This window comes from Kosakonia pseudosacchari, assembly GCF_015167415.1.
In the GTDB taxonomy this organism is placed as follows: domain Bacteria; phylum Pseudomonadota; class Gammaproteobacteria; order Enterobacterales; family Enterobacteriaceae; genus Kosakonia; species Kosakonia pseudosacchari.
This window is the reverse complement of the sequence record NZ_CP063425.1, coordinates 2,237,672-2,261,536: the sequence shown is the minus strand read 5'-3', so window position 1 is coordinate 2,261,536 and position 23,865 is coordinate 2,237,672. Positions and strand designations below refer to the sequence as shown.

Sequence of the window (23,865 nt, the reverse complement as noted above, 5' to 3'; positions counted from 1 at the left end):
TAAGTGAAACAGTGGTTCAATAGATTACGGACTGCGGTAAACCAGACTATGATTTGCGACAGGATTTGCGGACTACACTAACTAGAATGGTAACTAAATGTGTCAAAATCGACATACTTAACTTTGCGGTTAGACAAAGAGTGCATTCAGCGTGAATGGGATGAGTTGACGTGATGGCGCAGGCTGCGCGGCAACGTTGGGGAAATGTTTAAAAAGTGATACCAACGCGCATGCAAGTAATGCGTATTAATGTGCAAAGAGGAAATATTAATCCGTTAGCAGGCAGCGGGCATCATCTTAAAAGACCTACTGAATCGACGATATTGGAGAAATTCCCGCCGGGTCAAAACTTGCCACCGCCCCCCACGTTCTTCAGAAGCGCCATGCGCCTGAGGCAGTTTCGCGAGCGCGATATTGATCAAACCGGAAATCATCGCCAGAAACAAAAACGGCTAAGAACAGTGAATCAGTCACACTTTGTGCCGAAAACGACGCACACTACGCGCGTCCCCAGCCAGCAACAATGATCAACATCCCGCACAGAGCGATGAGCGCCCCGAGCCAGTCGTAAACGCTGAGTTTTACGCCATCGACCACACGTAGCCAAATCAATGCGGTGCACACATATACGCCACCGTAAGCCGCGTAAACGCGCCCGCTGGCCGCCGGGTGCAGCGTTAGCAGCCACACGAACATTGCCAGCGCAAGCGCAGCGGGAATAAGCAACAGTGGTGTAGCGCCGCGTTTTAGCCACAGCCAGGGTAAAAAACAACCGACGATTTCACACAGCGCGGTGGCAAAGAACAGGAGTGTTGTTTTCAGCATCAGCGGCACGTTGATTCAAACTTGGTTGAACTATCATACCGGATAATGCTCTGAGAGTGAGCCCCGGCTGGCTATCCCGTGTGGCTGAGATCGCATAGAATAGAGTGATACGGGCATCTTGTTTCTCCCTCAAATTAAGGAAATCGCAATGACTAAAACACTTAGCAAACGCCTGTGCCTCACCGCAATGCTGACGCTGGGTGCCATCGTGTACACCACCTCCGCACTGGCCGAAACCAACCGTCTGGTGATTGAATCCGGCGATAACGCGCAAAGCCGCCAATCGGCAGCGATGGAAAAAGAGCAATGGAATGACACTCGCAGCCTGCGCAACAAAGTGAACAAGCGCGTGGAAAAAGAGTGGGATAAAACCGATGTCGCGTTTGATGCGCAGGACAAATGCCAGAAAAGCAGCAATCTCAACGCCTACTGGGAACCCAACACCCTGCGTTGCCTGGATCGCCGCACCGGACAGCAAATTCGCTAACCGCCCTCGGGCGCTTGTGCGCCCGATTTCCGCTTAAGTAAAAGGACTTTTCATGAGTGACGCTTACACCGTCCGCCTGCGACCGCTCGAACGAGAGGATTTGCGCTTCGTTCACCAACTGGATAATAACGCCAGCGTCATGCGTTACTGGTTTGAAGAACCCTACGAAGCCTTCGTTGAACTTTCTGACCTGTATGACAAGCATATTCACGATCAAAGCGAACGCCGTTTCGTCGTCGAATGCGATGGCGAAAAAGCCGGATTAGTCGAGCTGGTCGAAATCAACCACGTTCACCGCCGCGCAGAGTTTCAGATAATCATCTCCCCGGAATATCAGGGCAAAGGGCTGGCATCAAAAGCCGCGAAGCTGGCGATGGATTACGGCTTTACAGTGCTGAACCTGTACAAGCTGTATCTGATTGTTGATAAAGAGAATGAAAAAGCGATTCACATTTACCGCAAGCTGGGGTTTATGGTCGAAGGTGAATTAATCCATGAGTTCTTTATTAACGGTGAGTACCGCAACACCATTCGCATGTGTATTTTTCAGCAGCAGTACCTTGAAAACCACAAAACAAGCGGCCCGACGCTACTGAAACCCACCGCGCAATAAAGCGCGGTGGCCAGCGGCATCAATAATACTCGATGGTGTTTTTGATGCTGTATTTATGCGTCACCTGTGGCGTAACACTTTCATCCACAATCTCCAGGCTGCAACTCACCGGGTTATCATGGCTGTCGTATTCACATGCCTGTTTCACATTGCCCAGCGGCTTATCATTCAGCGTGCTGACAGAAGTGTAATCAAGCTTTTTGCGCTTATCTTTCGAAGGCGTAGATATGACGGATAACTTCGCATCTTTCGATGTCGTGGTTTTCCCGAGCGGATACCCTTCATCGTCATAGCGGTATTTGACCTCTATCTCCTTGCCGGTTGCGCGAACCACAAATCCATTATCGTCGGTATCCCAGGTCACGCCCGCTGCCGGGAACTCTGCCAGTTGGCATTTGCCCTGCAAACGCAGACGTTTTTCCTTCGATTCCGCCTCGACATAGTAGTTGGCATCCAGCACCAGCGACACGCCACTGTTGTTTTCCAGATCGTGCAGTTCAAGCGTATCGAAACATCCCTCTTTCGACATCGTTCCGCTAACGCGTTTGGTGACTTCACCTTTATCGTTAAGCAACGTCTGGCTGAAATCTTTAACCGGGCCACGTAACGGATCAAAATCGAATTCATTCGAGAAGCTAGCCATTTCCGGCGTGAATGAAACGGGTCCCTTCGGCTTATCACATCCGGCAAGCGCCACCGCCAGAGAGATAAGTAACAGCTGTTTTTTCAATGGGTTCACCACATTCTTCTTTTGTAATGCGCTTATATTAGCAAAAGCTTTATAACTTAGGGCAATGACTTCTTTGTGGCTATGCCTGGTGACTGAGGAGTAACAACAACGAATAACCTGCGCCGCTCACGCCTGTTAGCAATAAAATCAACGATGAGAAGGCAGCGAAACGACCACTTTGCCTTGTCGGCAACCAGCGTTTGACGGCCAGGATATAGAGCGTTAAGACACTACAATCCAGCACCACCCAGATGGCAGTAAGCAACATGATGCTGGCGGAGAAATCGCCGGTAATGCCGGTAAACTGTGGAAAAAAAGCGATAAAAAACAGAATATCCTTGGGATTAGCGATAGCCGTCATAAAGCCCGCAACAAACCCGCCTTGCCCGCCATTTCGGGACATCTCGTTGCTTTTTTCTTGCCGCAAGACGCGTAATGCCTGTACCGCGCTAATCGCAATAAAGAGCGAACCCGCCAGCCCTACCAGATTTAGTAGCCAGGCCGAGATCGTCACAACGCCCGCCAGCGTTAACCCCGCCAGCGCAATTAATACCAGTGATGCCAGATTCGTGCCTGCCAGTGTTAAAAACGCGCGCGCGTGATTGCCCCGCGCTGCCGCCGCGCACACCAGCGCCACCACCGGCCCGGGCGTTGCCAGCAACGTCAGTACCACACCGGTGTAAGTTCCCAGCAGCACCACATTCATTGATCCCATCATCACCCTCCTTTTATTTAATGACGGAGTATCGCCAGAAAGCGCGGGCCTGAAAAACGAGTTAAACTGCCTTTCGCTATGCAAAAAACTCACAATGGATAACGAACGGATGAACCAAAACCTGCCGCCACTGTATGCATTACGGGCATTTACCGTTGCCGCGCAAATGGCATCCTTTAGCCAGGCGGCCCTTTTTCTCAACGTCACGCCTGGTGCGGTAAGCCGCCATATTCGCACTCTTGAAGAGTGGTTTGGGTGCCGTTTGTTTCAACGCCATGGCCCGAAAATTACGCTGACTGAAGCAGGAAGCCAGTTGGCTGTTCGTTTACAGGATGGTTTTTTGCAGCTGGAAAATGCCTGCCAGACACTGCGCAGCCACCAGCATCAATTGCGGCTCAAAGCCCCGTCAACGCTGACAATGCGCTGGTTGTTAGAGGTGTTAGCCGCCTTTCGCCAGCAGCACAGCACGCCGCAGGTGGAGATCAGTAGTGTCTGGATGGATATCGACACCGTCGATTTCCGCGCAGAACCCTTCGATTGCGCCATCCTGCTGGGCAACGGCCATTTTGGTGAGTACACGCAAAGCCTGCGCTTATTTAATGAGTGGTTAATCCCGCTTTGTGCCCCGGCGCTTAAAGCGCTGGCGCAACGTGATCTGAGCAGTTGTCCTTTAATTCACCCGTCGCGCGATCGCCGCGACTGGCGGCGCTGGCAGGCCGGGAGTGGTTTATTTCCCGCGCTCGCCCTTGGCGGCGGCGCGGTTTTTGACACCCTGGAACAAGCCTACCAGGCAGCAATCGGTGGTCATGGCGTGGCGGTCGGCGATCTGCTGCTTAGCCTGCCCGCGCTGGCGCAACATCAGCTAACGCTGCCCTTCCCGCAAGCAATAAGCACTGGCGACAGTTACTGGCTGGTGTGGCCAAAAGATTCGCCGCGCAAAAAGAATATCGACCGTCTTGGCGAATTCCTTTGCGGCCTCGTACCGGTCGATTTCCCGCCACAGGTGGAATTATTAAAACAGCGATAGCGGCTTATTCAGATGATTCAGATATTTACCTTTTGCGGCCATCTCAGGTGCTAAGCTTACAGCGGGCAAAACAGAAGGAGACGAGGATGCACTATTCACGTTGGCTTTGCGCATTACTGCTGGTGGGTTCGGTACCTGCGTTCGCCGCACCGGATTCCTGCGAGCGGGTAAAAACCGATATTCAGCAACGTATTATCAATAATGGCGTGCCGGAAACGGGATTTACGCTAACTATCGTGCCAAATGATCAGGCTGACCAGGCGGGTTCTCAGGTCGTCGGTCATTGCGCCAATGACAGCTATAAAATTCTCTACACCCGCAACAGCGGTGCTGCTCAGCAGAGCGAAGAAAGCGCCGGCACGCAGTAACTAAAATCCCCCTTAATTTCAGGGGGATTTCCCTCAACTTGATCACGCTTAAGATTCTTCTACTCCCTAATGATTAACATGATCACTTCATTAGCCTGCTTTTAATACGCCAGGTAATTTCTTTTTATTATAAATAATAATGGAGTGAGCTATGTCCGATACTGAACACCCGGGAGGGATCAGCCGACGAACGTTGGTGAAATCCACCGCTTTAGGATCGCTTGCGCTGGCCGCCGGCAGTTTTTCCCTGCCCTTTGGCCTGCGTTCTGCCGCCGCTGCCGTGCAACAGGCAATGCAACCCGCGCCAGACAAAGTGGTGTGGGGAGCCTGCTCGGTCAACTGCGGTAGCCGCTGCGCACTGCGTTTGCATGTCCGGGACGATGAAGTCTACTGGGTCGAAACCGATAATACCGGCGAGGATACCTACGGAAATCACCAGGTGAGAGCCTGCCTGCGCGGGCGTTCTATTCGCCGCCGCATTAACCATCCGGATCGCCTGAATTACCCCATGAAACGCGTCGGCAAACGCGGCGAAGGCAAGTTTGAACGCATCACTTGGGATGAAGCGCTGGATACGATTGCCAACAGCTTGAAAAGCGTGGTGCAAAAATACGGTAACGAAGCGGTTTACATTAATTACTCCTCCGGCATTGTGGGCGGCAACATTACCCGCTCTTCCCCTTCGGCGTCGATTATTGCCCGCCTGATGGCGATGTATGGCGGGTTTCTTAACCAGTACGGCACCTACAGCACCGCGCAAATCTCCTGTGCGATGCCCTACACCTACGGATCGAATGAGGGTAACAGCACCTCGGATATCGAAAACACCAAACTGGTGGTGATGTTCGGCAACAACCCGGCGGAAACCCGCATGAGTGGCGGCGGCATTACCTATTTCCTCGAGCAGGCGCGTGAACGCTCAAATGCACGGATGATCGTTATCGATCCGCGTTATACCGATACGGCCGCCGGGCGTGAGGATGAGTGGGTGCCAATTCGTCCGGGCACCGATGCCGCGCTGGTTGCCGGCATGGCGTGGGTGCTGATTAACGAAAACCTCGTCGATCAAGCGTTTCTGGATAAATATTGCGTCGGCTACGACGAAAAAACGCTGCCTGCCGATGCGCCCGCCAACAGCCATTACAAAGCCTATATTCTCGGCCAGGGCGAAGACGGTATCGCCAAAACACCGCAGTGGGCATCGCGCATCACCGGTATTCCCGCCGATAAAATCATCAAACTGGCGCGGGAAATTGGCAGCGCCAAACCCGCGTATATCTGCCAGGGCTGGGGACCACAGCGCCAGGCCAACGGCGAGCTGACGTCGCGCGCCATTGCCATGTTGCCAATACTCACGGGTAACGTCGGCATTAATGGCGGCAACAGCGGCGCGCGCGAATCCACCTACACCATCACCATTGAACGGATGCCGATGCCGGAAAACCCGGTGAAAACGTCGATTTCGTGCTTTACCTGGACCGATGCCATCGAACGCGGCCCGGAGATGACCGCCAAACGCGACGGTGTGCGCGGAAAAGATAAGCTTGATGTGCCGATTAAATTTATCTGGAACTACGCCGGTAACACCATTACCAACCAGCACGGCGATATCAACCGCACGCACGATATTCTGCAGGATGACAGCAAGTGCGAAATGATTGTGGTCATCGAGAACTTTATGACCTCATCCGCCATGTATGCCGATATTCTGCTGCCGGATCTGATGACCGTTGAGCAGGAAGACATCATCCCCAATGATTATGCCGGGAACATGGGCTACCTGATTTTCCTCCAGCCCGTCACCGCGCCGAAGTTCGAACGTAAACCGATTTACTGGATAACCAGCGAAATCGCGCGCCGGCTGGGGCCGGACATCTACCAGAAATTTACTGAAGGCCGTACGCAGGAAGAGTGGCTGAAATACCTGTACGCCAAAATGGTCGCCAAAGATCCGCAACTGCCCTCTTATGAAGCCCTGAAAGCGATGGGTATTTATAAGCGCAAAGATCCGAACGGCCACTTCGTGGCTTATAAAAAATTCCGCGACGACCCACTCGCCAACCCGCTGAAAACCCCCTCCGGCAAAATTGAAATCTACTCCAGCAAGCTGGCGGAAATTGCCAGCAGTTGGGAACTGGATAAAGACGAGGTGATTAGCCCGTTGCCGGTTTACGCCGCAACCGCAGAAGGCTGGGACGATCCGGCACGAGAAAAATTCCCGCTGCAATTATTCGGTTTTCACTACAAAGCCCGTACGCACTCCAGCTACGGCAACATTGATGTGCTCCAGGAAGCGTGTCGCCAGGAAGTGTGGATCAACCCGATCGACGCCGAACGGCGCGGGATCAAACAGGGCGACATGGTGCGCGTCTTCAACGAACGCGGAGAAGTACGTATCGCCGCGAAAGTGACGCCGCGCATCATGCCGGGCGTCAGCGCCATGGGCCAGGGCGCCTGGCATCAGGCCAGTATGGACGGCGATCGCGTTGACCATGGTGGCTGCGTGAACACGCTGACCACGCACCGCCCTTCGCCGCTGGCGAAAGGCAACCCACAGCACACCAATCTGGTCGACATTCAAAAGGTTTAAGGAGTAGCCGATGACAACCCAGTATGGATTTTTTATCGATTCTGCCCGGTGCACCGGTTGTAAAACCTGCGAACTGGCCTGTAAAGATTATAAAAACTTAACCCCCGATGTCAGTTTTCGCCGCGTGTATGAATACGCGGGCGGTAACTGGCAGGAAGATAACGGTATCTGGCAGCAAAACGTATTTGCCTATTACCTGTCGATTTCCTGTAACCATTGTGAAGATCCGGCATGCACCAAAGTCTGCCCGAGCGGTGCAATGCATAAGCGGGAAGACGGGTTTGTGGTGGTGGACGAAGATGTCTGTATCGGCTGTCGCTACTGCCATATGGCCTGCCCGTACGGTGCGCCACAATACAACGCGGCAAAAGGTCATATGACCAAATGCGACGGCTGTTATGACCGCGTCGCCGGGGGGAAAAAGCCCATCTGCGTGGAATCCTGCCCGCTGCGCGCGCTCGATTTCGGCCCGATTGAGGAACTGCGTAAGCAGCATGGCGAACTGGCCGCGATCGCCCCCCTTCCGGCATCGCACTTCACGAAGCCCAATATTGTCATCAAACCAAACGCCAACAGCCGCCCGACAGGTGATACCACCGGCTATCTGGCAAACCCGCAGGAGGTGTGAGATGGGAAACGGATGGCATGAATGGCCGCTGGTTCTGTTTACGGTGCTCGGCCAGTGCGTGGCGGGCGGATTGATCGTTACCGGCTTCGTCTGGATGAACGCCAACGATGACGCTAGCGGCCAGGTGCGGATTGTCCGCAGCCAGTTTTTACTCTGGGTGTTAATGGGCATCGGTTTTATCGCCTCAATGATGCACCTCGGCTCACCGCTGCGTGCGTTTAATTCGCTGAATCGCATTGGCGCATCGTCACTGAGTAATGAAATCGCCGCCGGATCGCTGTTTTTCGCCGTCGGCGGTTTCTGGTGGCTGCTGACCTGGCTTGGCAAACTGCCCGCCACACTGGGGCGCGGCTGGTTGATTATCAGCATGGTGCTGGGGGTGCTGTTTGTCTGGGCGATGACGCGGGTTTATCAGATTGATACCGTGCCGACCTGGCATAACGGCTACACCACCGCCGCCTTTTTCCTCACCATGTTGACGGGTGGTCCGCTGCTGGCGGCGTTGCTGCTGCGCCTGGCAGGCATGCGCTTTCCGGCTCCGCGTTTTGCCGCCATCAGCGTTGCGGCACTTATCGCAAGCGTTGCAGTGGTCATGTTGCAGAGCATACAACTTGGCGAAACGCACAGTTCGGTACAACAAGCGGTCGCGCTGGTGCCGGATTACGGCCTGTTGCAGGTGGTACGTCTATTGCTGGTCGCCCTCGGTCTCGGTTGCTGGATCTGTCCGCTGGTGATGCGCAGACAGCCGAAAGCCAGCAGTTTGCTGACCGGGGTGGTGCTGGTGGTAGCCGGTGAAATCATTGGCCGTGGTCTGTTTTACGGCCTGCATATGACCGTTGGCGTTGCCGTCGCGGGTTAATAACAGTGCGCGGGGAGACCCGCGCTTTTCGGGAGACACCATGACCGCCGTTACCCGCGAGTCCTTTATTTTTACCGCCCGCGTGTTGGGCGCGCTGTTTTACTATCCGCCGCAGAGCGAACCCTCCGCGTCGCTCGTCGCCGCGCTACGCAGTCGCCAGTGGCTGGAACAATGGCCGTTACAGGGAGATGAACTTATTCCGCTGGCGGAGGCGTTCGCGCAGCCTTGCGATGAGCCGCTGGATGAAGCCTGGCAGCGGCTCTTCATCGGTCCGTGGGCGCTACCCGCGCCACCGTGGGGTTCAGTATGGCTGGATAAAGAGAGCGTACTGTTTGGCGACTCGACGCTGGCGCTACGCCAGTGGATGCGCGACAACAATATTGCGTTCAATACCAGGCAAAACGAGCCGGAAGATCACTTCGGTACCTTGTTGCTAATGGCGGCGTGGCTGGCGGAACAAGGCAATTACCCAGCCTGCGATCAATTACTGGCCTGGCATCTGCTGCCGTGGAGTGAGCGATTTCTCGCCGAGTTTTGTGACAAAGCACAGCACCCTTTTTTCGCCGCGCTGGGCCAGCTCGCACAGCTTACGCTCGCTGCGTGGCAATCGCAGTTGCTTATCCCGGTAGCGCAAAAACCGCTGTTTCGCTGAAAATGCAAAGTGGAACGTTTTCAGACGTTCCTCTTTGAGGAAAGTGAGAATTATTATTCCCCCCTCGCCATTTGACAGGCCCAAAATATTCTTTTTGTTCCAATTTTTATAAATGAAAAATTAGAGGTGTTGCATTTTATGTGAAATATTGGAATTCACACACGGTGAAGTGTGGATGAAAAATGCCGTTATTATTACGATATTTCACAGAATTACATTATTCAACATTAAAGTGCCAGTAAAATACGCGGCGCGCTGAATATTTATTATTAGCGCCAAGTGTGAAAAAAACTCATTTAGTGATGTGAGCCCAATAAATTTTTCTTGGGCTCACATTTATTTATATTTTTAACACAACAATGTTAATCACTACCGGAGGAGTCGATAAGTTGTTCCTTTGTAGGATTTAATTTCTTTTGCCGATTGTTCAGTAAAGTCATAATAACCTTCGTTAATTCCAGTGAATTTGAATTTCGTCCCTACCGGAAATATCCCTTCCTCTTCATCGCCATACCCATACTGGAAGACTCGAGGGCTCCCTATAATTCTGTATACAATACCATTTTCCTCTCCTTCATTCGTACTATACTTACCACTTGCAAAATTTTTCGCCGTTCTTTTTGAGTCAGTCACAGACATAAGGAAATTCGTTTTCACAAATTCCCCAGGCTTTATTTTTTCAAAAAGCGGACCACTCTTCGTCCCTCGATAATAAGTAGCCACATTTCTTCTTTTTTCAGCATTGGCGGCCGCGTTCATAAGTTCGACAGCTTTTCCTCGAGAAATCAATTTACTAATTTTACTCATGTCCGCTCCTGGCGCAAACGTATAGTCTTTGTTCGTACGGTTAAATTCAGCTTTAGCCTCTTTTACACTGGTACTGCGATCAGGAACGCTTATATCCACACCAAGCTCTTTTTTGATCGCTGAATTTATAAAATAAGCACCAGCATTGGTCGAATATAAATATAACGCTCCCATCCTTGTCAATTCATCATATTCACCCTCAGTTGAAGTGGGGCTGGACGAGGATTTTGAAACAGCATTACTTTTAGCGCCCGTACCTTTCATATATCGAGCAACAAGTAAGTGCGCATCTTTCTGTTTCGGGTTGATTTTCTTGATTGTATCCATAATCGTTTTGGGATCGGACTTACTGATTTTCATCTGCGTTAACTGCGCAATAATTTCATCTTCAACAGTTTCCAGACCATCCGCATCGTGTAATGTTACTGGATTATTCCTGACCATCCTGAACAGATTCAGACCGTCAATGCCGCCCGCCGGGTCTGCCGAAAGCCATCTGCCCGCCCACGGCTGGTAATAACGCCAGCCGTAATAATACAAGCCCGTCGCGTCCTGCTCTTTACCGGAATAACGAATGGTTTTGTAATCCGCCTCCAGCTGGCTGCGGGCGGCAAACAGTGCCGTGCCGCCGTAGGGGTAATACTCTTCCTGGCTGATTAACTCGCCGCTGCTGTCCACTTCGAGGCTGCTGCTGCCGGTGAGGTTGTCGTAGCTGTAACGAATCGGGTCATTGCTGATGCCGGCGGGCTGCCCGCTTTCCCAGTGCAGTACCCGCACCTGCGCGCGGCCGGCTTCGCCAACCGTCATTATCTGCAATTCTTCGGTTGCGCTGCTGCGCAGTTCCAGACCCGGCAGATAAATCACCCGTTTTGTCTGCATGGTGTTGCCGGTCAGCTGTGAGGTGGTTTTGACAATGCGCTGGCTGCTGGCGTCGTAGCGGTAACGTTCGCTGTCGTCTGCTGCGCCGTTGCGGGTGACGGGCGTGACCTGCTGCAGCTCCTGACGAGCCGTCCACTGGAGTGTCTGCCCCGGTAAAAGCTGTTTCTGCTGACCGCCAGCGGTAAACAGCGCCTCCACATCCGCCGGGTTTTCCGTAAACGTGCTGAGCACCGCGCGATTGCTGCGGTCAGAGACGGTGATGCTGGTGGTGTAGCTGTTACCGGACGCGGGCGCGCTGTGCTGAATTCTGGTCAGATTACCGGCGTTGTCGTAAGTGTAAGTGCGGGAATAATTCGTGTAGGTGGCGTCGTCGAAAGAGGAATAGGGTGGAAAGCTGCTGCCCTGCTGTACCGCGTTTGCCATTTCGCGCCCGGTCGCGCTGATAAGCTGGTACAGGCTGTCGTAGGCGTAGCGGTTTTCGGGAACCACTTCCTGATTGCGCCAGAAGCGTGTCTCCTCGGCGTCGTTAGTGATAACCAGCACATTGCCCACCGGGTCATATTCATAGCGCAAATCCTGCAGCACTTTCGATGCGAAAAGACGCTCAGTTTTAATCCCCACTAGCCGCTGGGTTTCGGCTTCGTAGCTGTAAGTTGTCACCACACCGTTGCCGTGCTCCTCGCGCAGCTTCTGTCCGGCGGCGGAGTAGCTCAGGGATTTGACAATTATCTGCTCTGAACCGCCATTAATCGTCAGCCAGCTGCCTTTCAGCAGCCCCGCCACATCAAATGCCACGCGCTGGACATTGCCTTTCGCGTCGGTGGTGGTCAGTACATTTCCGGCAGAATCCACTGTGCTGGTAGTGGTGTAGGTTTCGCCCGCCAGCAGGTCGTTCCATGCCGAAGCATCCGCGCCCTGCCAGTTAGCTTCTGCATCATCCGGCAGCAACTGGCGGGTGACAAAAAGCGGCACGCCGCTCAGGGAAATGCTGCTGGTCGACAGCAGGCCTGCCGGGTCATAGTGGCTGACCAGTTGACCGGCGAGGTTGTGGCTCTGTTCATCAGCCGAATTACCGGCCCAGACAAAGCGCTCGCTGATTTTTCCCAGCTCGGTCACGCTCAGCGGGCGTCCCGGCAGACCAGCATCTTCATACTGAAAGGTGCGGGTGACGGCCGCGCTGCGGTCATTACCCGCGCCAATATTGCTGACCTGCAAGAAAGCCCGCCCTGACGCGTCATTCAGGGCAACGGAAGTGCCCGCATCGGCGCTCTGCGTGCGCAGCGCCGTGCCGTTCAGATCGCAGAGGTAACTGAAGTTCGCCAGCCCGGCGGCGTACAGGCGCGGGTCAACGCTTTGGGACGGTAAACCGCGCGCATCGAACTGATGGCGCGTAATGCGCTCATCGGTAGCGTCCGGAGTGTCTGGATGGCGGTGATAAACGATATCGCGTACCACCAGAGCACGGTTATTAAGCACCGTTACCTGGGGCGTTTTACTGTAAAGGGATGTACTCATAAGATTCTCCGCTTAAATTGTCTACTTTTGCATCAAATGCAATAAAGAGTATAAGCGGAGAAACAGGAACTGCAGGCTATGTGCGAATGGCCCGCGTCAGGCCAGAATACGGTCGGCCACTAACATACCGGTCGCCATTTGCAGATTGATATATTGTGCCAAATCACGCTGTTCCGGACGCGGCAGATACGGTAATTCCCCGACCAGCGGCGCGGGCAGTTTTTTGCTCAGCACGTTGATAATTTCGGCGTAGTGCGCCAGCCCCGGATTGATGCGGTTCGCCACCCAGCCAATCAGTGGCAAGCCATCGCTGGCGATGGCCTGCGCGGTCAGCAAGGCGTGGTTGAGACACCCTTCCTGAATCCCCACCACCATCACCACCGCCATCTGCTCCTGCACCACCCACTCCGAAAGCGGGCGTAAGTCATTCATTAAGCTACGCCAGCCGCCGGTGCCTTCCACAACCACGTGATCGACGCGATCGCAGAGATCAGCCAGGCCATTTGACAACAGTGTGTAATTGATGGGGCAACTGTGTGCGACGCTGCTCTCTTCTTCGCTTAATGCGATGGGGTTGACCGCCTGGTAAGGTAGCTCCAGTGACGAAACGCTTTGCAGTACCAGCGCGTCTTTATTGCGCAACCCTTCCGGCGTCTCTTTGCTCCCTTTGGCAACAGGCTTGTAACCCGCCACCGTTTTACCACTGGCTGCCAGCGCCTGGAGTAGCGCGCGGGACGCCACTGTCTTCCCGACAGAAGTGTCTGTACCCGTTACAAAGAAACGCTTAAGCATCACTCATCCCACCGTTGTTCTACGAAAATATAAACCAGGAAAATAATTCAGTGGGGAAAGTCTAAGGTAACTGCCAGGGGGCAAGATTGAGGTAGCGCAATTTTTATGGCAACAGTGTAAAAATGTTACCCCTGCAACAAACGGATAAGTAAGGATCCGTTATACATCGCGTCTTTTACCAGCGCCGCACCGGCCATGGTGCCCTGGTTGGTAAATTGCGTGCTTTCCACGCTAATGTGCTGGCTATACGCGGGCAGCGCCTGCTGGCGAATGCACGCGGCAATGGCGGGAAAAAGGACGTCTGCCGCTTTGCTGAGCGGCGAGCCAATCAGTATTTTTTGCGGATTGAACAAATTCACCATAATGGCAAGAATGCGGCCAATGTTCGCCCCCACGCCGCTAATGATATCTTTCGCTAATAAATCGCCCTGCTGCGCAGCCTGGCAGAGCCACTCCACGGTGAGCGGTTTTTGATGCAGCATCGAACTCATTGACTGGCTCATGCGCAACTGCGCCAGTTCCAGCACGCTCTCGACGCTGGCAATGGTTTCAAGGCAACCGTGGTTGCCGCAATAACAGCGCTTTCCGTAGGGATCGACCTGGGTGTGGCCAATCTCCACCAGGCTGCTGCTTCCCGCATGCAATAAGCGCCCGTCAGTTATCACGCCGGCACCAACGTTGTGATCGATAACCACCTGAATCACATCCCTTGCCCCGCGCGACGCGCCAAACAGGGCTTCGGCCATCGTCCATGCGCTGATGTCATGCTGAACATACACCGGCACCCCGGTGTGCTTTTCCAGCGCTTCACCCAGCGGCATATCTTTCACATCGTCATAAAAAGGCATGCGATGAACGATACCGTTTTCGGTATCAATAATGCCGGGTAGCGTAATCGCGATGGCGGTCAAACGTTCCAGTTTGTTTTGATGGCGGGTAAAAAAGCGGTCAATATGCAGAATAATGCGCTCCAGCAGAGGCAGTTCATCCACCAGCGATAACTCGAGGCGATCTTCCACGACCAGCTTGCTGCTAAGATCACGCAACGAAAGAAAGATCTCTTCCCGGCTGATGCGCAAAGAAAGGTAGTGCCAGGCTTCGGTCTCGACAACCAGCCCGACCGCCGGACGCCCGCGACTGCCGGGCTCCTGGATTTCCGTCTCCTGCACCAGGTGGGCTTCAAGCATTTCACGCACAATTTTTGTAATACTGGCCGGAGCGAGTTGCGCCAGGCGTGAGAGATCGATGCGCGACACCGGGCCAAGCTGATCAATCAGGCGGTATACCGCCCCCGCGTTGGTCTGCTTTATTTGATCAATATGCCCAGGCTGACTATCAGCAACCACCTCTGACTCCCTTATTTTCACGCTTCGAAATAAACGTTCGGCTATGGTGAAACACTTCACTGGTCGCCGTCAAATATTTACCCCGGCGTGTGATTTACAGCACATTTTGCAATGACTTATGCACAAAATTTATCCGTCAGCGGCGGTGAGTAACTGCTGCTTAAAGCGTGCGGCAGCACTACCCTGCTCATGATGTTTTGACCAGACTAACCACATTTCCGATACCGCATCCGCTTCAATAATCGGCACCCAGCGCATTTCCGTTAGCTGCACGCGGCGAAATGACGCCGGTAAAATCGACACCCCTAACCCGGCCGCCACCAGGCCGATAATGGTCATCGCTTCGCCCACTTCCTGCGTAATGGTCGGCGTCAGCTGATAACGGCGCATCAGGCCAAGGATCTCGTCATACAGACCGGTACCCACATGCGGGTCGAAAAAGACGAACGGCTCCTGTGCCAGTTCTACTAACGACACCGCCGAACGCGCCGCTAAAGGATGATCTTTGTGGATCATCGCCAGCAACGGCTCGCGCAGGATCACCTCCCAGGCCAGCGTCTCCGGCAACGGCGTGTTACGCATCAGCCCCAAATCCAGCAACCCTTCATTGAGCGGTGAGATCTGTTCGCGGGTATTAATTTCACGCGTCTGGATATGCACATCCGGATACCGCTGGCGAAACGAAGAGAGCGTGTCAGAGACAGCTTTAATGAACGGTGCGGAGGAGGTAAAACCAATGCGCAACTCGCCGGTTTCCCCCAGGTGCAGCCGCATGGCGCGTGCGGCGGCTTCATCGACCTGGCTTAAGATTTGCCGACTATCGGCCAAAAACTGCCGCCCGGCAGGCGTGAGCGACACGCTGCGGTTGGTGCGGGCAAGCAAACGCGCACCAACTTGTTGTTCCAAGCTCTGGATTTGCTGGCTTAACGGCGGCTGAGAAATATTCAGCCGTGCCGCCGCATGACCAAAATGCAGCTCCTCGGCAACGGCAATAAAGTAACGTAAATGACGCAGTTCAATATTCATACGTAAAACATATTATTTGAGATTATTAATATATTAGACAGAATATTGCCGCTTTCATACCCTTAGCGACGTGGTAAGCCCGTCACCAAAATCACGGGTATAAACGTTAAGGATCTCCAGTGAGTCGTACAACAACCGTTGACACCGGGCCGGCAAGCGTCGTCGACGAAAAACCAGTCTCTTTGCCGGGACAATTTATTAAACGTGGTACCCCCCAATTTATGCGCGTCACGCTGGCGCTCTTTTCCGCCGGGTTAGCGACATTCGCCCTGCTGTACTGTGTCCAACCCATTTTACCGGTGCTGTCACAGGAGTTTGGCGTCTCTCCGGCCAGCAGCAGTATCTCCCTCTCGATATCCACCGCCATGCTGGCGATTGGTCTGCTGTTTACCGGCCCGCTTTCTGACGCCATCGGGCGAAAAAAAGTCATGGTTACCGCGCTGCTGCTGGCGTCGTGCTGCACATTATTGTCAACAATGATGACCAGCTGGCACGGCATCCTGGTGATGCGCGCGTTAATTGGCTTATCGCTCAGCGGTGTTGCGGCCGTTGGCATGACCTATTTAAGCGAAGAGATCCACCCCAGTTTTGTTGCTTTCTCCATGGGGCTGTATATCAGTGGCAACTCCATTGGCGGGATGAGCGGACGTCTGCTGAGCGGCGTCTTTACCGACTTTTTTAACTGGCGTATCGCGCTGGCGGTGATTGGCTGCTTTGCGCTGGCTTCTGCGCTGATGTTCTGGCGGATTTTGCCCGAATCGCGCCACTTCCGCCCGACATCGCTGCGCCCGAAAACGCTGTTTATCAATTTCCGTCTGCACTGGCGCGACCAGGGACTGCCGCTGTTGTTTCTGGAAGGGTTTTTGCTGATGGGCTCGTTCGTCACCCTGTTTAACTATATCGGTTACCGCCTGATGCAATCACCATGGACGCTGAGCCAGGCGGTAGTGGGTCTGCTGTCCGTTGCCTATTTGACGGGCACCTGGAGTTCGCCGAAAGCCGGGGTGATGACCACTAAATACGGGCGCGGGCCGGTGATGGTCGGCGCTACCGCTATCATGTTGCTGGGGCTGTTGCTCACACTGTTCTCAACGCTGGGGCTGATTTTCATCGGTATGCTGTTGTTTACCGCGGGCTTCTTTGCCGCCCATTCCGTCGCCAGCAGCTGGATTGGCCCGCGCGCGCGCCGCGCCAAAGGCCAGGCCTCGTCACTCTACTTATTTAGCTACTATCTCGGTTCCAGCGTGGCGGGGACATTAGGCGGTGTGTTCTGGCACAGCTATGGCTGGAACGGCGTGGGTGGTTTTATCGCCGCCATGCTGGTGATTGCCATTCTGGTGGGAAGCAGACTCCACTCTCGCCTGCATTAATGCTGCGATAGTCAACGGCCCTGCGCATGCAGGGCTTTTTTTTACGCTGTGCTCGTGTGTGTCAAAACAGACTCAAAATCGACGCCGTGCCCATTAATTCCCGCACCGCATCAAGTGCCAGTAGAGCAAATATTACCCAGACAAATGGATTCATAATGGTGCTGCGTTACGCGTTGGCATTGGTTAAATAAACAGATTATTCCTATTATGGTACAGTTCAGGAAATGTATTGAATAACTACTACTTTTAGGTGGTTACACGATCACACGCGAAAACTCAGAGGCATAATGGACAAGCACAACTATAACCAGCTCACCCGCACTTTCCTGCGCCTGTCGCGCTTTTCACACCTCGCTTCGATTGCCAGTTGGGATATGTTTGCCATGATGCCGCCAGGCGGTAGTGCCGCACGCGGCGAAGCACTGGCTGAGTTAAGCGTCCTGCGCCATCAGATCCTGACCGATAAACAGGTGGGCGAGTGGATCACCAACGCACGGCAAGAAGATCTGGACGATATTGAGCAGGCCAACCTGCGCGAAATTGAGCGGCATTATCAGGAAGCCGCATTGCTGCCGGAATCGCTGGTTGAAGCGCAGTCGCTGGCGGGCAGCAAATGTGAGCACGCCTGGCGCACGCAGCGCCCCGCCAATGACTGGGCTGGTTTCTCCGCCAATCTGAAAGAGGTGGTTAAACTGGCGCGTGAAGAGGCCAAACTGCGGGCCGCCGCGAAAGGGTGTTCACCCTACGATGCGCTGCTGGATAAATTCGAGCCGGATATGACCAGCGCCCGCCTTGATGAACTGTTTGGCGAGGTAAAATCCTGGCTGCCGGATCTGCTGAAAAAAGCGGTGGCAAAACAGGAGCAGCAAGCGCTGATTGCGCCGCAGGGACCATTCCCGATTGCCGATCAGCGCGAACTGGGTTTGCAGGCGATGAAGCAACTCGGTTTCGACTTTAACGGCGGTCGGCTCGATGTTAGCGCCCATCCTTTTTGCGGCGGCGTACCGGAAGATGTGCGTATTACCACGCGTTACGATGAAAATGAGTTGCTGAGCGCGCTGTTCGGCGTGGTACATGAAACCGGCCACGCGCGTTATGAACAAAATCTGCCGCGCAGCTGGCCGGGCCAGCCTATTGCCCTGGCGCGTTCCACGGCGATTCATGAATCACAAAGCCTGTTCTTTGAAATGCAGTTAGGCCGCAGCGAAGCTTTCCTGCGCCGTCTGCAACCGGCCATTATTGAACGTTTCGGTATGCAACCGGCCTTTGAAGAACGCAACTTTATCGCCTGGAACCAGCGTGTAAAACCGGGTTATATCCGTGTCGATGCGGACGAAGTGAGCTACCCGGCGCATGTGATTCTGCGTTATGAGATTGAACGCGCGCTGATCGACGGCGAGATTGAGGTTGATGACATTCCGGGGTTGTGGAATGAAAAAATGCAGGCCTGGCTGGGGCTTTCCACCGAAGGCAACTACCGCAACGGCTGTATGCAGGATATTCACTGGACCGATGGCGGCTTTGGTTATTTCCCGTCGTATACGCTTGGTGCCATGTATGCCGCGCAACTGTTCCACGCCGCGCGAACCGCGCTGCCAGGGCTGGACGAGGCGATTGCCGCCGGCGATCTTACGCCGCTCTTTGACTGGCTGCGACAAAATATCTGGCAGCACGGCAGCCGCTTCAGCACCGCGCAACTTATTCAGAATGCCACGGGCGAAGCACTGAACGCCGACTATTTCCACCAGCATCTTCTCCGCCGTTACCTCTGATAAATCCGCGCCGGAGCGGCAGTTTCGGCGCGGTTCCTCTCCCCTGTACATTACGTTACACGCCGAAACCAATCACTCACGGAAGGCGTTTAATTACAGAGATATAGTTCTTTCAACGGCCCCGCAGTGGGGTTGAATGAAGAAACCAATTCGAGGATATCGGAATGAAAAAAGTATTAGCTCTGGTTGTTGCCGCTGCTCTGGGTCTGTCTTCTGCTGCTTTCGCTGCTGACACCGCTACTTCCACTCAGGCTCCGGCTGCTGCTCCGGCAGCAACGACCGCTGCACCGGCTGCTACCACTAAGGCTGCACCGGCTAAAAAAATGCACAAAAAACACAAAAAAGCCGTTGAGCAGAAAGCTCAGGCTGCAAAAGTGAAAAAACACCACAAAAAAGCGGCTAAACCGGCTGTAGAGCAGAAAGCTCAGGCTGCGAAAAAACACCACAAAAAACACGTTAAACACACTGCGACCAAACCGGCTGCACAACCGGCTGCATAAGTAAACGTGTCTGATACCGGCGTTCGTAGCAGAACGCTGTGACAAGTCGGCGCTGAACCCTTCGGGTGAAGCGCCGTTTTTCTCTGGAGGGCCTGTGATGCTGCGACGTTATCGTTTTGAAGTGATTCTGGCGATGTTGATCGTCTGCGCACTGATTGCCGTCCGCTTTTATCTTTATTGATGTAGCACGCTGATTTTACTCCCACTTTCTTTTCGTCCCGTCTATATTTGTTTATCTGGGTTTACGTTAATAATCATAATTACCCCACCAGAGTGTGATATGCGAAAAACCGTTGTGCTGTTGCTGGGACCGCTGTTTTTGTTTTCCGCTGTTGGACATGCTGACGATAGCGGCGATGACGCGATAAGCGCCCGTGATGTGAAAACGCTCTTTTTTGGTCATGATGACAGGGTTCCTGTTACTACCCCTACCAAAGCGCCATGGGATGCGATTGGCCAGCTGGAAACCGCCAGCGGCAATCTGTGCACGGCAACGCTTATCTCCCCGCACCTGGCATTAACCGCCGGGCACTGCCTGTTAACGCCGCCGCGCGGCAAAGCGGATAAAGCCGTCGCGCTGCGCTTTGTTTCGCAACGAGGCAGCTGGCGGTATGAAATTCACGGTATTGAAGGTCGTGTCGATCCGTCGCTTGGCCATCGCCTGAAAGCCGATGGCGATGGCTGGATTGTCCCCTCTGCCGCCGCGCCCTGGGATTTCGGGCTGATCGTGTTACGTTATCCCCCTTCCGGCATTACGCCGCTGCCGATCTTTGTCGGCGACAAAGATGAACTCACCGCCGCGCTAAAAGCGACCGACCGTAAAGTTACGCAGGCGGGCTACCCGGAAGATCATCTTGATAGCCTGTTCAGCCATCAGGACTGTGTGGTCACCGGCTGGGCGCAAAATAGCGTTTTGTCGCACCAGTGCGACACGCTACCGGGCGACAGTGGTTCGCCATTGATGCTGAAAACCGATGCAGGCTGGCAGTTGATTGCCGTGCAAAGCTCGGCGCCAGCGGCGAAAGATCGCTGGCGCGCCGACAACCGCGCCATTTCGGTTACCGGTTTTCGCGACAAGCTGGAAGCGCTGGCAAAAGAGGCCGACGAGTAATTCAGCCTTTTGGCCGCAAACGTAACTGCAAAATATCATTAAGCGGCATCGGTTCGCTGAAATAGTAACCCTGCAGCTGGTCGCAGCCGGCCAGCCGCAGCAGTTTCATCTGCTTTTCGTTTTCCACACCTTCCGCCACCACCTGCATGCCCAGCGCGCTGGCAATACGGATCGTGCCGCTCACCAGCGCCGAGGCTTGTTCATCGTCATCCACCAGCCCGGCCAGCGATTTATCAATTTTTATGGTGTCGAAATTAAAGCGCCGCAGGTAGCCAATACTCGAATAGCCCGTGCCGAAATCATCCAGCGCAACCGCCGTGCCCAGCGCTTTCAGGTTGGCGATGGCCGACCGGGCGCGCTCCGGGTTTTCCAGCACGTAGGTTTCCGTCACCTCCAGTTGTAAACGGTGCGGCGGAAACAGACAGGTTTCCAGCACCCGCGCCACTTTGTCTTCAAATTCCGGGTCGCGAAATTGCGCGGGCGAGATATTGACCGACAACTTCAGGTGATTAAGCTGCTGCAAATCGCTACAGGCGCGGCGCAGCACAAACTGCCCGAGCGCGTAGATAAGCCCGCTGGTTTCGGCGACCGGGATAAAGTCATCCGGCTTGAGTTCGCCATCCGGACGGCGCGGCCAGCGCGCCAGCGCTTCAACGCCAATCATCGTCTGGCTTTTCGCATCGATAATCGGCTGATACCAGACATCAAACTCATCGCGCTCCAGCCCGTCACGGATGTCATTTTCAATCATTAATTGCCGTTCACGCGCGCTGTTCAGCGCCGCGTCATAATGGGTCATCCGTGCTTTGCCGGTAATTTTTGAGTGATACATGGCGATATCCGCGCGGCGAAACAGCTCTGAACTGGAACACTCCAGCAGCGTACCGCTGGCAACACCGATGCTGGCACCAATATGGATAGTCCGTTTGCCAATGCGTACAGGTGTCTCAAGGTAGCGCAACACGTTATGCGCAAAATCATCAGCCTTTTCCAGTGACCACGGACCGCTCAGCGTCATGGCGAACTCATCGCCGCCCATCCGCGCCAGCACGCCGCCGGTCGGCACTTTTTGCCGTAGCGTGTCGGCTATCGTCACAATCAGCCGATCGCCAACATCGTGGCCGTAAATGTCATTCACGTCTTTAAAGCCGTCGAGATCGATAAACACTACGCTTATCATATCGGGATCGCCCATTGCGCTCAGGTTGTCGAGGTGTTCAATCAGCGCGCGGCGGTTAGGTAAACGGCTTAACCAGTCCGTCAGCGCGATTTTGCGCGCCAGCTTTTCCCCACGCGCCAGTTTGTAAAGCCCGGCGCTGCTGAGCGCGATAAACAACAGGATCAACCCCGCCGCCAGCGCAGCTATCTGGCGGATATTGCCCGCAGCCACCTGCGCGGCCTCTGCGCCGGGCAAATGCGGCGTCCAGCTTAAATACCCCAGCGTTTCTCCTGCCGAGCCGCGCAGCGGTATGCTGGCGACGGTGGCAGCTCGTGCCTGCAAGCGCAAATCCTCAATCTGAAAGGTATTTCCCAGATCGCTGAGCAGCTTCTCGTTGAGATGGCGGGTGATCACCAGGTAGCGGCGCGTCTCGTCGTCAATATCAAGCTGCCCGCGCGCCGGACGGATAAGCCCGATACTGACAAATGCCACCCCTTCGCGCGTGCGGGTGATGCCCGCGAAAACCTCCTTTCCTTCACGCAGCGGCTCGTTGTGGTCGCGAATCAGCGCGGCCAGCCCGTCGCCAAAAAAGGCGAGATTAGGCTCGGTAAAAGGTTGGTTGCGAAACGCCCCCCATAGCACGGCGAACTTCTCATCCAGCACAAAGGTGCCGTCGTACAGGTTATTGATTTTAAAACCAGCACCCCAGGTGCTGTATAGCCATGCGCTATCCAGTTGAGGACGATACGCTTCCTGAACCGCCTCATCCCAGACGGCGTTATCAATGACCAGCGACCGGGTACGGTTTACCGCCGTCTGAATCGCGCCCTGCACAGAAAGCGCGGTGCGATGTTCATCAATTTCATTGGCCTTAGCGCTAATGAGGTGCAGCGAAAGATAGAGCAGCGCGACAACGGAAACAATGAGTCCGATGCCGGCCATAAAGAGCATGACAAACAGCGTCCTTGCCGTGGGGATATTGCGCCAGCTTAACGGGTTAAACATTGGCCGACCCTTACTGGTGTCCGGGGAAACAGAGGTGTTAAGAGATAGTATCCTAAGCCTGATACATGCCGCGAATTTCATTGCCCACAAACGTGGGCAACTTAACATTAGGCGAGTTTTATCAGCGTCATACCGACAATCAGCAGCGCCAGGCCAAGCCAGCCTTTATAATTCAGGCGCTGCCCAAAGAGCACCCAACCTGCGGCGAGTGTAGCGACGATGCCAAACCCGCCCCAGAGTGCATACGCCACCGCGAGATCGATACCTTTTACCGCCTGCGATAAGGCGCTAAATGCCGCTAACACGGCGAAAAGTGAAGCGAAACCATACAACTTGCGGCGAAAACCGTCCGAGAGTTTTAAAAAGATGTTTGCCGCAATCTCCAGCACAATCGCCATTGCCAGCCACAGGCCGTGAACCCACTCAAACTGCAGCATGGTTACGCTCCTGACGCACGACTTTACGCGTCCCGGATTTGATCAGCACAATGCCCAGCACCAGCGTGGCCAGACCGGCGGCTTTCAGCGGTGATAATGGTTCATCAAAAAGAAAGACGCTACAAAGCGTAATAATGAATATGCCCACGCCTTCCCATAATGCATACGCCACACCGAGGGCTATTTTTTTAACCGCGAATGACAGAAAAATATACGACAGCGCAATCATCACCAGCATTAAAATAAAACCGGTATGACTATCGCTAATACTTGCCCATTTCATCGACAACGTGCCGGTTATTTCAGCAATAATTGCGAGGGCTAATAGAATCCAGTAAATCATTTTTTTCTCCTGCTTGAGAGCATACTTTCCTGCGGCTTACCGAACGACGGAAAACCGGAAAAACAACGATGTCAGCCGGGCACAATGTGCCAGCTCAGGCAGCGAGAAAACTACAGCGCAGAGCGCCAGTACTGGTCATCTGCCAACAGGCAGCAGAAAGAAGACGGGAGGGAAAAGACAGGTTTTAAAGCACTGAACAGAATGTCCATATAATTACAATTATCCGCGAATTGCTTCTCATCGTGGCGGAAATAAATTGTCCTCGGTAGTTAAACACTGCCCTTTTTTATCACAGGCTAAGATTTTACT

At 54.1% G+C, this 23,865-nt stretch carries 24 protein-coding genes; 13 read left to right on the top strand and 11 right to left on the bottom strand.

Translation table 11 applies throughout. The annotated features are described in order from the left end of the window. Positions 1-498: 498 nt before the first annotated feature. The gene (locus tag IP581_RS10630) at positions 499-825 is read right to left on the bottom strand and encodes a YnfA family protein (protein ID WP_086869938.1); all 327 of its coding nucleotides are present in this window, start codon (positions 823-825) and stop codon (positions 499-501) included. Between the two features lie 148 nt (positions 826-973). On the opposite strand from IP581_RS10630, the gene IP581_RS10625 reads away from it, so the two are divergent. Together IP581_RS10625 and speG are read left to right on the top strand one after the other, a co-directional pair. After that, entirely contained in the window at positions 974-1,312 is a 339-nt protein-coding gene (locus IP581_RS10625) for a DUF1283 family protein (protein WP_016496191.1), read from the top strand. Positions 1,313-1,364: 52 nt separating this feature from the next. Beyond that, entirely contained in the window at positions 1,365-1,925 is a 561-nt protein-coding gene (speG, locus tag IP581_RS10620; RefSeq protein ID WP_017456683.1) for a spermidine N1-acetyltransferase, read from the top strand. A gap of 19 nt (positions 1,926-1,944) precedes the next feature. On the opposite strand, the gene IP581_RS10615 is transcribed toward speG, so the two are convergent. Both IP581_RS10615 and IP581_RS10610 read right to left on the bottom strand, forming a co-directional pair. Next, the gene (locus IP581_RS10615; protein WP_176519695.1) at positions 1,945-2,655 is read right to left on the bottom strand and encodes a YnfC family lipoprotein; all 711 of its coding nucleotides are present in this window, start codon (positions 2,653-2,655) and stop codon (positions 1,945-1,947) included. 79 nt (positions 2,656-2,734) lie between these two features. Beyond that, positions 2,735-3,373 carry a LysE family translocator gene (locus IP581_RS10610; RefSeq protein ID WP_228007838.1) on the bottom strand — a complete coding sequence of 213 codons (639 nt, stop codon included), beginning with the start codon at positions 3,371-3,373 and terminating at the stop codon, positions 2,735-2,737. A 106-nt stretch (positions 3,374-3,479) separates the two neighbouring features. Here IP581_RS10610 and IP581_RS10605 point away from each other — a divergent pair, with 106 nt between their 5' ends. The 6 genes from IP581_RS10605 to dmsD all read left to right on the top strand — a co-directional run bounded on the left by IP581_RS10605 (position 3,480) and on the right by dmsD (position 9,494). Beyond that, a complete protein-coding gene (locus tag IP581_RS10605; protein ID WP_193822505.1) occupies positions 3,480-4,397 on the top strand; it encodes a LysR substrate-binding domain-containing protein in 918 nt (305 codons plus the stop codon). 86 nt (positions 4,398-4,483) lie between these two features. After that, a complete protein-coding gene (locus tag IP581_RS10600; RefSeq protein ID WP_193822504.1) occupies positions 4,484-4,765 on the top strand; it encodes a DUF1161 domain-containing protein in 282 nt (93 codons plus the stop codon). Between the two features lie 151 nt (positions 4,766-4,916). Continuing rightward, positions 4,917-7,355 carry a selenate/tellurate reductase subunit YnfE gene (gene ynfE / locus IP581_RS10595; RefSeq protein ID WP_193822503.1) on the top strand — a complete coding sequence of 813 codons (2,439 nt, stop codon included), beginning with the start codon at positions 4,917-4,919 and terminating at the stop codon, positions 7,353-7,355. Positions 7,356-7,365: 10 nt separating this feature from the next. After that, positions 7,366-7,983 carry a DMSO/selenate family reductase complex B subunit gene (locus IP581_RS10590; protein ID WP_193822502.1) on the top strand — a complete coding sequence of 206 codons (618 nt, stop codon included), beginning with the start codon at positions 7,366-7,368 and terminating at the stop codon, positions 7,981-7,983. A 1-nt stretch (position 7,984) separates the two neighbouring features. After that, positions 7,985-8,842, top strand: coding sequence for a dimethyl sulfoxide reductase anchor subunit family protein (locus tag IP581_RS10585; protein WP_193822501.1), 858 nt, complete (start codon positions 7,985-7,987; stop codon positions 8,840-8,842). Between the two features lie 40 nt (positions 8,843-8,882). Beyond that, a complete protein-coding gene (gene dmsD, locus IP581_RS10580; RefSeq protein WP_193822500.1) occupies positions 8,883-9,494 on the top strand; it encodes a Tat proofreading chaperone DmsD in 612 nt (203 codons plus the stop codon). Between the two features lie 369 nt (positions 9,495-9,863). On the opposite strand, the gene IP581_RS10575 is transcribed toward dmsD, so the two are convergent. The 4 genes from IP581_RS10575 to IP581_RS10560 form a co-directional block, all read right to left on the bottom strand. Beyond that, positions 9,864-12,695 carry an RHS repeat domain-containing protein gene (locus IP581_RS10575; RefSeq protein ID WP_228007837.1) on the bottom strand — a complete coding sequence of 944 codons (2,832 nt, stop codon included), beginning with the start codon at positions 12,693-12,695 and terminating at the stop codon, positions 9,864-9,866. Between the two features lie 96 nt (positions 12,696-12,791). Beyond that, a complete protein-coding gene (bioD, locus tag IP581_RS10570; RefSeq protein ID WP_045513380.1) occupies positions 12,792-13,487 on the bottom strand; it encodes a dethiobiotin synthase in 696 nt (231 codons plus the stop codon). 125 nt (positions 13,488-13,612) lie between these two features. Further along, entirely contained in the window at positions 13,613-14,833 is a 1,221-nt protein-coding gene (gene mlc / locus IP581_RS10565) for a sugar metabolism global transcriptional regulator Mlc (RefSeq protein ID WP_193822499.1), read from the bottom strand. A gap of 129 nt (positions 14,834-14,962) precedes the next feature. Continuing rightward, complete coding sequence (locus IP581_RS10560) at positions 14,963-15,859, bottom strand: LysR family transcriptional regulator (protein ID WP_097402053.1); 897 nt, start codon at positions 15,857-15,859, stop codon at positions 14,963-14,965. Between the two features lie 119 nt (positions 15,860-15,978). Between IP581_RS10560 and IP581_RS10555 the strand changes: the two genes are divergently transcribed. After that, the gene (locus tag IP581_RS10555) at positions 15,979-17,229 is read left to right on the top strand and encodes an MFS transporter (protein ID WP_086869253.1); all 1,251 of its coding nucleotides are present in this window, start codon (positions 15,979-15,981) and stop codon (positions 17,227-17,229) included. A 61-nt stretch (positions 17,230-17,290) separates the two neighbouring features. On the opposite strand, the gene IP581_RS23890 is transcribed toward IP581_RS10555, so the two are convergent. Then, complete coding sequence (locus tag IP581_RS23890; RefSeq protein ID WP_211772900.1) at positions 17,291-17,383, bottom strand: KPN_01571 family protein; 93 nt, start codon at positions 17,381-17,383, stop codon at positions 17,291-17,293. Positions 17,384-17,516: 133 nt separating this feature from the next. Between IP581_RS23890 and IP581_RS10550 the strand changes: the two genes are divergently transcribed. The 4 genes from IP581_RS10550 to IP581_RS10540 all read left to right on the top strand — a co-directional run bounded on the left by IP581_RS10550 (position 17,517) and on the right by IP581_RS10540 (position 20,612). After that, entirely contained in the window at positions 17,517-19,001 is a 1,485-nt protein-coding gene (locus IP581_RS10550; protein WP_193822498.1) for a carboxypeptidase M32, read from the top strand. A 164-nt stretch (positions 19,002-19,165) separates the two neighbouring features. Further along, positions 19,166-19,501: an acid resistance repetitive basic protein Asr gene (gene asr, locus IP581_RS10545; RefSeq protein WP_086869257.1), complete on the top strand. Its 336-nt coding sequence runs from the start codon at positions 19,166-19,168 to the stop codon at positions 19,499-19,501. 97 nt (positions 19,502-19,598) lie between these two features. Then, positions 19,599-19,682 carry a small membrane protein YdgU gene (ydgU, locus tag IP581_RS24180; protein ID WP_086869259.1) on the top strand — a complete coding sequence of 28 codons (84 nt, stop codon included), beginning with the start codon at positions 19,599-19,601 and terminating at the stop codon, positions 19,680-19,682. A 99-nt stretch (positions 19,683-19,781) separates the two neighbouring features. Next, a complete protein-coding gene (locus IP581_RS10540; protein WP_086869262.1) occupies positions 19,782-20,612 on the top strand; it encodes a trypsin-like serine peptidase in 831 nt (276 codons plus the stop codon). Between the two features lies 1 nt (position 20,613). Here IP581_RS10540 and IP581_RS10535 read toward each other — a convergent pair whose 3' ends face one another. The 3 genes from IP581_RS10535 to mdtJ all read right to left on the bottom strand — a co-directional run bounded on the left by IP581_RS10535 (position 20,614) and on the right by mdtJ (position 23,556). Then, on the bottom strand, positions 20,614-22,776 hold the full coding sequence (locus tag IP581_RS10535; protein WP_193822497.1) for a putative bifunctional diguanylate cyclase/phosphodiesterase: 2,163 nt from the start codon (positions 22,774-22,776) through the stop codon (positions 20,614-20,616). A gap of 107 nt (positions 22,777-22,883) precedes the next feature. After that, positions 22,884-23,213 carry a multidrug/spermidine efflux SMR transporter subunit MdtI gene (mdtI, locus tag IP581_RS10530; RefSeq protein WP_193822496.1) on the bottom strand — a complete coding sequence of 110 codons (330 nt, stop codon included), beginning with the start codon at positions 23,211-23,213 and terminating at the stop codon, positions 22,884-22,886. Next, on the bottom strand, positions 23,200-23,556 hold the full coding sequence (gene mdtJ, locus IP581_RS10525) for a multidrug/spermidine efflux SMR transporter subunit MdtJ (protein WP_086869269.1): 357 nt from the start codon (positions 23,554-23,556) through the stop codon (positions 23,200-23,202). Before mdtJ ends, mdtI begins: the two co-directional genes overlap by 14 nt. Between the last annotated feature and the right edge of the window lie 309 nt (positions 23,557-23,865).